The 7,942-nt window shown below is 72.6% G+C and carries 10 protein-coding genes; 3 read left to right on the top strand and 7 right to left on the bottom strand.

Annotated features, from left to right (window positions below):
- A partial coding sequence (gene rnpA / locus VQ02_RS28410) for a ribonuclease P protein component (protein ID WP_048447608.1) occupies window positions 1–345 on the bottom strand: 345 nt, incomplete at its 3' end.
- A gap of 30 nt (window positions 346–375) precedes the next feature.
- The gene (rpmH, locus tag VQ02_RS28415) at window positions 376–510 is read right to left on the bottom strand and encodes a 50S ribosomal protein L34 (protein ID WP_010300405.1); all 135 of its coding nucleotides are present in this window, start codon (window positions 508–510) and stop codon (window positions 376–378) included.
- A gap of 212 nt (window positions 511–722) precedes the next feature.
- On the opposite strand from rpmH, the gene VQ02_RS28420 reads away from it, so the two are divergent.
- Both VQ02_RS28420 and rcdA read left to right on the top strand, forming a co-directional pair.
- Window positions 723–929 carry a DUF1192 domain-containing protein gene (locus VQ02_RS28420; protein WP_048447609.1) on the top strand — a complete coding sequence of 69 codons (207 nt, stop codon included), beginning with the start codon at window positions 723–725 and terminating at the stop codon, window positions 927–929.
- A gap of 525 nt (window positions 930–1,454) precedes the next feature.
- Window positions 1,455–1,979 (top strand): protease adaptor protein RcdA, encoded by a 525-nt coding sequence (gene rcdA / locus VQ02_RS28425; RefSeq protein WP_048447610.1) that lies wholly within the window; start codon window positions 1,455–1,457, stop codon window positions 1,977–1,979.
- Between the two features lie 108 nt (window positions 1,980–2,087).
- On the opposite strand, the gene rpmE is transcribed toward rcdA, so the two are convergent.
- On the bottom strand, window positions 2,088–2,324 hold the full coding sequence (gene rpmE, locus VQ02_RS28430) for a 50S ribosomal protein L31 (protein WP_048447614.1): 237 nt from the start codon (window positions 2,322–2,324) through the stop codon (window positions 2,088–2,090).
- Window positions 2,325–2,538: 214 nt separating this feature from the next.
- Here rpmE and VQ02_RS28435 point away from each other — a divergent pair, with 214 nt between their 5' ends.
- Complete coding sequence (locus VQ02_RS28435; RefSeq protein ID WP_048447611.1) at window positions 2,539–4,344, top strand: ABC transporter transmembrane domain-containing protein; 1,806 nt, start codon at window positions 2,539–2,541, stop codon at window positions 4,342–4,344.
- Window positions 4,345–4,455: 111 nt separating this feature from the next.
- Here the strand turns inward: VQ02_RS28435 and VQ02_RS28440 are convergent, their stop codons facing one another.
- The 4 genes from VQ02_RS28440 to VQ02_RS28455 all read right to left on the bottom strand — a co-directional run.
- Complete coding sequence (locus tag VQ02_RS28440) at window positions 4,456–5,469, bottom strand: peptidoglycan -binding protein (protein WP_048447615.1); 1,014 nt, start codon at window positions 5,467–5,469, stop codon at window positions 4,456–4,458.
- Between the two features lie 31 nt (window positions 5,470–5,500).
- Window positions 5,501–6,559, bottom strand: coding sequence for a MotA/TolQ/ExbB proton channel family protein (locus tag VQ02_RS28445; RefSeq protein ID WP_048447612.1), 1,059 nt, complete (start codon window positions 6,557–6,559; stop codon window positions 5,501–5,503).
- Window positions 6,560–6,731: 172 nt separating this feature from the next.
- Window positions 6,732–7,553, bottom strand: a complete 822-nt coding sequence (locus VQ02_RS28450; RefSeq protein WP_048447613.1) for a TIGR00282 family metallophosphoesterase — start codon at window positions 7,551–7,553, stop codon at window positions 6,732–6,734.
- Between the two features lie 6 nt (window positions 7,554–7,559).
- Window positions 7,560–7,942: 5-formyltetrahydrofolate cyclo-ligase (locus tag VQ02_RS28455; protein ID WP_048447616.1), on the bottom strand; the 383-nt coding region annotated here is incomplete at its 5' end.

Raw genomic sequence — 7,942 nt, forward strand, 5'->3', positions numbered from 1 at the left:
CGTTTCCATACCGAGCGCCTGCCGGACATCCTCGACCAGCTGCGCGAAAGGCGCCGCCAGGGCGTCGCGCCGGCCGATCAGGACCACGTCGACCGCCTTGTCCCGGTGCGCCTCGCCGGCCTGCGCCGCCGCGACCTTGAGGCGACGGCGGATGCGGTTGCGTTCGGTGGCATGGCCCTCGCGCTTCGTCACCGTGAAGCCCACGCGCAGGCCGCCCGGCGGTCCATCGTCCCGCAGGCGGCCCTGTGCCGTCAGGCGCTCGGTATGGAAACGGCGGCCCTTGGCCGCCGCCAGATAGTCCGGGCGCCGGGTGATCCGGCCGATCGGCGGCGGGGCGCCGATCATCGCGGCGCTCTCAGGCACCGCGAACGGGCCTTACGCCGACAGGCGCTTGCGGCCGCGGGCGCGGCGAGCGGCGATGACCTTGCGGCCGCCGACGGTGGCCATGCGGGCACGGAAGCCGTGGCGGCGCTTGCGCACGAGCTTCGACGGTTGATAGGTTCTCTTCACGGCTCGTTCTCCGAAGGCCGGGGCCGGCCTGCGCGTGTCGCGCCGCCGAGGCCCTCGTGGTCCAGAATGTCTTGGCGAAAGCGAACCGCGCCCGAATGGGGCGCGGTCACGTCGCGCGGTGTATGGCGGAATGGTTCCTGCGAGTCAATCGCGTTAAGGATCGCGCCGGGCGCCCGCGCGGGAGCGCTGAGGGGCGCGTCAGGGAGACGCCGATGTTCGACGACGCAGAGGGCCGGACGCGGCCCAAGGCCGCCCACGAGGGGACCGCCCACCAGATTGGCCAGGACCTCGCGGCCCTGTCGGTCTCCGACCTCGACGAGCGGATCGAGGTCCTGCGGCGTGAGATCGCCCGGCTCGAGGAGGACCGCCGCCGCAAGCAGGTGTCCCACGAGGCGGCCCGGGCGGCGTTCAAGTTCTGAGATGGTACGGGATCCGCGCGAGGCGTCCCGTTTCGGGACTGCGTCGCGGAGGATCGGCCTCGCCCGGCCGCCCTGGCCGCGAGGCTGGTTCCGCAAGGCCGACGGAGCGTCTCCGGCGGCGCCCGTCGGCCGCTCCCCGACTTGCCGCGCCGCCCGTCCCTCCGGCCACCTGCCTGCGCCGACGAGGCTTTTCCGGATCGCGCACGACGGTGTTAACCAGTCCTTAAGCTTTCCGAGCGATAACGAAGGCCGTCCAGCTTTCTGGATGTCGAGTGGTCTCTGTCCACTCTGTTTGATGCCTCCCTGTACGACTCTTTCGCCGCCCCACCGGGGCGGCTTTCTTTTTTTCGGCCCGGTTTTTCGGTTTCCCCAGGGATCGCCCCGCTCCTGCCTGCGTTAAGGTTAATGCTTCGTTGCCGGAGCGCGGCCCGCGCACTGGCGCTATCGTTGCGCTGAGGAGCCCGAGCGCACCGTGAATGTCCCGCATCGAAGCGGGGCCGGCGTCGCGGTGGCACAGGAGGGATCATGGGCGGGATGGACGTGGTGTTTCGGGACGAGCAGCCCACCGTGCGCTTCGGCGAGACGTTCGTGGCGTCGGACGGCTTCAAGATGCTGTTTCGCGAGGGCATGACCCTCGTGGAGGAGACAGCGGCCTATCTCGACGGGCCGGGCCGCGACGAGTCGCGCCTGCTCGCCCGCCACGCGGCCCTTACTTACGCCAGCGAGAGCATGCGGCTCACCACCCGGCTGATGCAGATCGCCTCCTGGCTCCTCGTGCAGCGCGCGGTATCCGAGGGCGAGCTGAGCCTCAGCGAGGCGGCCGAGGAGAAGACCCGGGTGCGCCTCTCGACCACTGAGCCGAACGAGACCGCCCCGACGCTGATCGCCGAGCTGCCCCTGTCACTCCAGGCCCTCATCGCCCAGTCGAAGCGGCTGCATTCCCGCATCCTCCATCTCGACCGCCTGATCTCCGACGACCGCCCGACCCCCGAGCCGCGTGTGAGCCCGGTCTTCGCCCAGCACGACATGCTGCGGATGGCCTTCGCCTGAGGAGGGGAGGGCGCGCCGGCTCCGGCGCGCCACCTGGCACACCGGACACGAAAAAAGCCCCGGCCTCGCGGCCGGGGCTTTTTTCGCGCGAAGCAGAGATCCCGCCGCTTACTTCTTGCCGAAGGACATGTTGCCGAAGCGCGAGTTGAAGCGGGACAGGCGGCCGCCGCGGTCCATCAGCTTCTGCTCGCCGCCGGTCCAGGCCGGGTGCGTGCTCGGGTCGATGTCGAGGTTCAGGGTGTCACCCTCCTTGCCGTAGGTCGAGCGGGTCATGAACGAGCTGCCGTCGGTCAGCACCACCTTGATGAAGTGGTAGTCCGGGTGCTCGGTCGCGGTGCGCGCCACCTTGGGGGTCGCGACCTGCTTGCCGGGGGGGACCGCCTGCTTGGCGGCGGGGGCTGCTTGCTTTGCCATGACGAAATCCTAAGAGTGCGACCCGCGCCGAACGCTCCGCCCCGGGCCGCGGCCATTGATCGCGCGTTATCGGATGAGCGGCGGCCTATACCTCACCTGCGAGCGCCAAACAAGCGCCGGCACACGGACAGCACGACACGATCAGATGGCCAATTCCGACACCGCCCGCCCCCGGGCCTCGCTGGGGGCGCTGACGCCCCTCATCCCCTTCGCGGCGCGCTACAAGGGCCGGATCGCCGCGGCGGTCGTGGCGCTCATCGCCGCCTCGGGCGCGACCCTGGTGGTGCCGGTGGCGGTGCGGCGGGTGGTGGATCTCGGTTTCGCCCACGGCGAGGTCGGGATGATCGACGCCTATTTCGGCGCCCTGATCGGGGTGGTGGCGGTGCTGGCCGTCGCGAGCGCGGCCCGGTACTACTGCGTCGTGACGCTGGGCGAGCGGGTGGTGGCGGACCTGCGCTCGGCCGTCTTCGCCCGGCTCACCACCCTCGATCCGGCCTTCTTCGACCGGGCGCGCAGCGGCGAGCTGGTCTCGCGCCTCACCGCCGACGCCGCGCAGGTGAAGTCGGTCTTCGGCGTCTCGCTCTCGATCCTGCTGCGCAACCTGTTCCTGTTCGCCGGCGCGGTCGGCATGATGGTCTGGACCAGCCCGTGGCTCTCGGTGCTGGTGCTCGCCGCGATCCCGCTGATCGTCTTCCCGCTGATCCTCTCGGGGCGCGGCGTGCGCCGCCGCTCCCGTACGGCGCAGGACCGCCTCGCCGACGCCTCGGCCTTCGCCACCGAGGCGGTGGGCGCGGTGCGCACCATGCAGGCCTTCGGCATGGCGCCGGCCACAGCCGCCCGCTTCGCCGCCGCCTCCGAGGAGGCGTTCCTGGCCTCCCGCGCCTCGGCCCGCGCGCGGGCGCTGCTCACCGGCGTCGCGATCTTCCTGATCTCGGCCAGCGTCGTCGGGGTGCTGTGGTACGGCGCGCAAGGCGTCGCGTCCGGGGCGATCACGGCGGGCCAGCTGTCGCAGTTCGTGCTCTACGCGGTGTTCGGCGCGAGCGCGCTCGGCCAGCTCTCGGAGGTCTACGGCGAGCTGACGCTCGCGGCCGGCGCCGCCGAGCGCCTGGCCGAGATCCTCGACACCGTGCCGGCGATCGGCGCGCCGGACCGGCCCCGCGCCCTGCCGCTGCCGCCCCGGGGCGAGATCGCCTTCGAGCGGGTGCGCTTCCATTATCCCACCCGGCCCGAGCACGCCGCCCTGCACGATCTCAGCTTCGCGGTCGCGCCGGGCGAGCGCGTCGCCCTGGTCGGACCCTCCGGGGCCGGCAAGAGCACGGTGCTGCAGCTGCTGCTGCGCTTCTACGACCCCGAATCCGGCGAGGTCCGGGTCGATGGCGTACCGGTCGACGCGGTCGACCCGGAGACCCTGCGGGCCCGCATGGCCCTGGTGCCGCAGGACCCGACGGTGTTCAGCGGCAGCATCCTCGACAACATCCGGTACGGCCGGCCGGAGGCGACCGAGGCCGAGGTGGAGCAGGCGGCGAGCCGAGCCCACGCGGACGGCTTCATCCGCGCCCTGCCGCAGGGCTACGCGACGCTGGTCGGCGAGCGAGGCGTCACCCTCTCGGGCGGCCAGCGCCAGCGCATCGCCATCGCCCGGGCGATCCTGAAGAACGCCCCGATCCTGCTCCTCGACGAGGCGACCTCCGCCCTCGACGCCGAGAGCGAGCGGGCGGTGCAGGCGGCCCTCGACGTGCTGATGAAGGGCCGCACCACCCTGGTCATCGCCCACCGCCTCGCCACCATCCGGGCCGCCGACCGCATCCTGGTGCTGGAGGACGGCCGCGTCGCCGAGCAGGGCACGCACGACGCGCTCCTCGCCCGCGGCGGCCTCTACGCGCAGCTCGCCGCGCTGCAGTTCGGCGCCGGGGTGGACCTCGCGGGGGAGCGGCAGGTGGCGGAGGTGTGAGGGCACCTCGACCAGTGACTGTACCGGCTTAGAAAACCCTCCGCGGCTCCGGGGTGACGTGGAGAATGCCAGGATCGCCGGTCGAATCCTTGAGGTCCCGATGGGCTTTCTTCAGCGCTCGGTCAGCTTCATCTCGATGCGACGGTTGCGGGCGTAGGCCTCCTCCGTCGTCCCGGCCTCGAGGGGCTGGAACTCACCGAAGGCGCCGGCGAGCAGCCGCTGGGGCGGGATGCCCTTGGCCGTGAGGTACTGCACCACCGCGATGGCGCGGGCGGCCGACAGCGCCCAGTTCGACGGGAACTGCGCCGAGGCGATCGGCCGCGCGTCGGTATGGCCGTCGACCCGCAGCACCCACGGGATGTCGGCCGGGATCTGCCGGTTGAGCTCGAGGATCGCGTTGGCGATCCGGTCGATTTCGGGCCCCGCCTCGGGCTTCAGCACCGCCTGGCCGGCGGAAAACAGCACCTCGGATTGCAGCACGAAGCGGTCGCCGACGATGCGGATGTCGGTGCGGTTGCCGAGGATCTGGCGCAGGCGGCCGAAAAAGTCCGAGCGGTAGCGCGCCAGTTCCTGCACCCGCTGGGCGAGCGCGACGTTGAGGCGGCTGCCGAGATCGGCGATGCGGGCCTGGCTCTCCCGGTCGCGGGTCTCGGAGGCGGCGAGCGCGTCCTCGAGCGCCGCGAGCTGCTGGCGCATGGCGGAGATCTGCTGGGTGAGCAGGTCGACCTGGCTCAGCGCCCGGGCGGCGGTGCCCTTCTCGGCGTCGAGCTGGCGGCCGAGCTCGGCGGCGCGCCCTTGCGCGCCCTGGTCGGTGGCGAGCAGGCCCTGGAGCCGCCTGCGCTCGGCCTCGGAGCCCGACAGGTTCGCCCGCAGGCTGGCGGCGCTCTCCTCCAGCGCCCGCTTGCCGGAGCGCTCCAGCGCCAGGAGGTCGGTGAGTTCCGAGATCTGGCGGTTGAGGCGCTCCAGCACCGTGTCGCGGCCCGACAGCTCCTGCGACAGGAAGAACTGGCCGGTGACGAAGATGGTGAGCAGGAAGACGACCGAGAGCAGCAGCGTCGTCAGCGCGTCGACGTAGCCGGGCCAGACGTTGAAGGCGCGGTCGCGCCGGGCGAGGCGGCCGGCCATCAGGCCCGCCATCCCGGTTGCGCGGCCGCGCTCACTCCACCTTCTCCCGGGCGAGACGGTCGAGGACCTGCTTCAGCTCGCGCTCGCGGCTCGCCTGCGCCTCGACCCAGTCGCGGATCATCTGCTGCTCGGCCCGCATGTGCTGGACGAGGCCCTGGATGCCCTCGGCAAGGTTCGCCATCGCCTGGGTGCTGGCGCGGCCGTGGGTGGTGCTGTCGCCGACGAGGGTGCCGAGGCGGGTCATCGCGTCGGCGAGGTCCTTCAGCACCGCCTCGCCCTTCGGGTCCCGCAGGGCGGGAAGGGGCTCGGGCGGGCGGGCAGTGACGGAGGTCGCGCCGAGCGCGGCCGCCGGCACCGTGACGGGGACCGGCACCGGCGCGGGCTCCGGCCCGGCCGCCGTGACGAGCCAATCCTCGAGCTCGTTGTAGAACCGGGTGTGGGCCTGGCCTGCCTGGAGGTCGAGGAAGCCGATCACCAGGGAGCCGGCGAGGCCGAACAGCGAGGCCGAGAAGGCCAGCCCGATGCCGGAGAGCGGCACCGCGAGGCCGCTCTTCAGCTCGTCGAACATCACCGCCGCGTCGCCGCCGCCGGCCCGCATCGAGCGGATCACCCCGCCCACCGCCGACAGGGTGTCGATCAGGCCCCAGAAGGTGCCGAGCAGCCCGAGCAGGATCAGGAGGCCGCCGATGTAGCGCAGGATCTCGCGTCCCTCGTCGAGGCGGGAGGCCACGGTGTCGAGGAGCGGCTGGAACTGTCCCTGCGGGTGCGGCCGGCCGGCCTTCGCCTCGCGCAGGGCCGGCGCCAGGGCGGCGAGCACCCGGGGGCTGCCCGGATCGGGCGCGCCCGCGGCGGTGCGGTTGGCGAAGCGCACCTCGCGGAAGAGCCGCTGCACCTGCCCGAAGGCCATGATGATGGCGATCAGCGTCGCGCCGAGGATCAGCCCGTTGAGGCCCGGATTGGCCATGAAGGCCGGCATGATCTGGCGGTAGAGCACGAAGGCCAGGAAACCGGCCAGCGTCAGGAACACCGCCATGCGGATGAGGTAGATCCGCGGCGACGTCAGGGGAGGGGACGCAGCGCTCGCCGCCATCGCGGGCCGTACTCGCTTTCACGGGCGGCGCGGGTCCGGGGACAGCCGCGCGCAGGATGCCTCGAGGCTCTCTCCGCCGGCCGAGGCCGGCCGGAGCCTGGCGGCACTGTGCCGGGTGCCGTCCGGCCGATCAAGCCGGGGCAGTGCGGAAGCGGAGCGTCGCGGGACTTGTTCAGTCCCAGTGTTGCGGCCAGGTTTCCTCGAGATGCGGCCCGAGGCGCACCGGGCTCACCCGCCGGGCGAGGCCGGTGGCGTCGTCGGTCTCGACGGCGAGCCCGCACAGGGTGCCCTCGCCTGTCGCGGCCTCGAGCCGGCTGCCCGGCGTCTTCTGCAGGAAGCGGCGCACCGGCTCGTCCTTCTGCATGCCGAGCACCGAATCGTAGTCGCCGCACATGCCGACGTCGGACATGTAGGCGGTGCCCCCCGGCAGGATGCGGTGGTCGGCGGTGGGCACGTGGGTGTGGGTGCCGACGACGAGGCTCGCCCTCCCGTCGAGGAACCAACCGAGTGCCTCCTTCTCGCTCGTCGCCTCGGCGTGGACGTCGACGATCACCGCGTCGGCGGCGTCGCGCAACGGGCAGGCCGACAGCTCGCGCTCGGCCGCCGCGAAGGGGTCGTCGAGGGGATCGAGGAAGATCCGCCCCATCACGTTGACGACGAGGACCCGGGCGCCGGCGCGGGTCTCGACCACCGTGGCGCCGCGGCCGGGCGTGCCGGGCGGGTAGTTGGCCGGGCGCACCAGCCGCGGCTGGCGGGCGATGAACACCAGCGCCTCGCGCTGGTCGAACGAGTGGTTACCGAGCGTCACCGCGTCGGCGCCGGCGTTGATCAGCTCGTCGCAGATGCTCTCGGTGATGCCGAAGCCGCCGGCAGCGTTCTCGCCGTTGATCACCACGCAGTCGAGGCGCCAGCGCTCGCGCAGGGCCGGCAGGCGCTCGCTCACCGCCAGGCGGCCCGGCCGGCCGACGACATCGCCGAGGAAGAGGAGGCGCATGGCGGTCTATCGGTCTCCGGTGGGATGGATGAGGCCCGCCTCGGTCACGATCCGGTCGAGGGGCCGGTCGTGCGGGCCGTCGGGCACCCGGGGCGTCTCCTGGGCCGAGAAGGCGATGCCGACCGCGAGGATCGGCCCCGTCGCGTCGAGGCGCGCCAGCGCCCGGTCGTAGTAGCCCTTGCCGTAGCCGATGCGGTGGCCGCGCCGGTCGAAGGCGGCGAGCGGTACCAGCAGCACCCGCGGCTCGACGACGGGTGCCTCCGGGCCCGGCTCGCTCAGGCCGAAGCCGCCGGCCGCAAGCGCACCGCTCTCGGCGGCCAGGCGGAAGACGAGCCCGTCGGGCGTGACCTGCGGCAGCGCCACCGCCTGCTTGCGGGCGCGAAGGAGCG

Source organism: Methylobacterium variabile, assembly GCF_001043975.1.
Lineage (GTDB): Bacteria > Pseudomonadota > Alphaproteobacteria > Rhizobiales > Beijerinckiaceae > Methylobacterium > Methylobacterium variabile.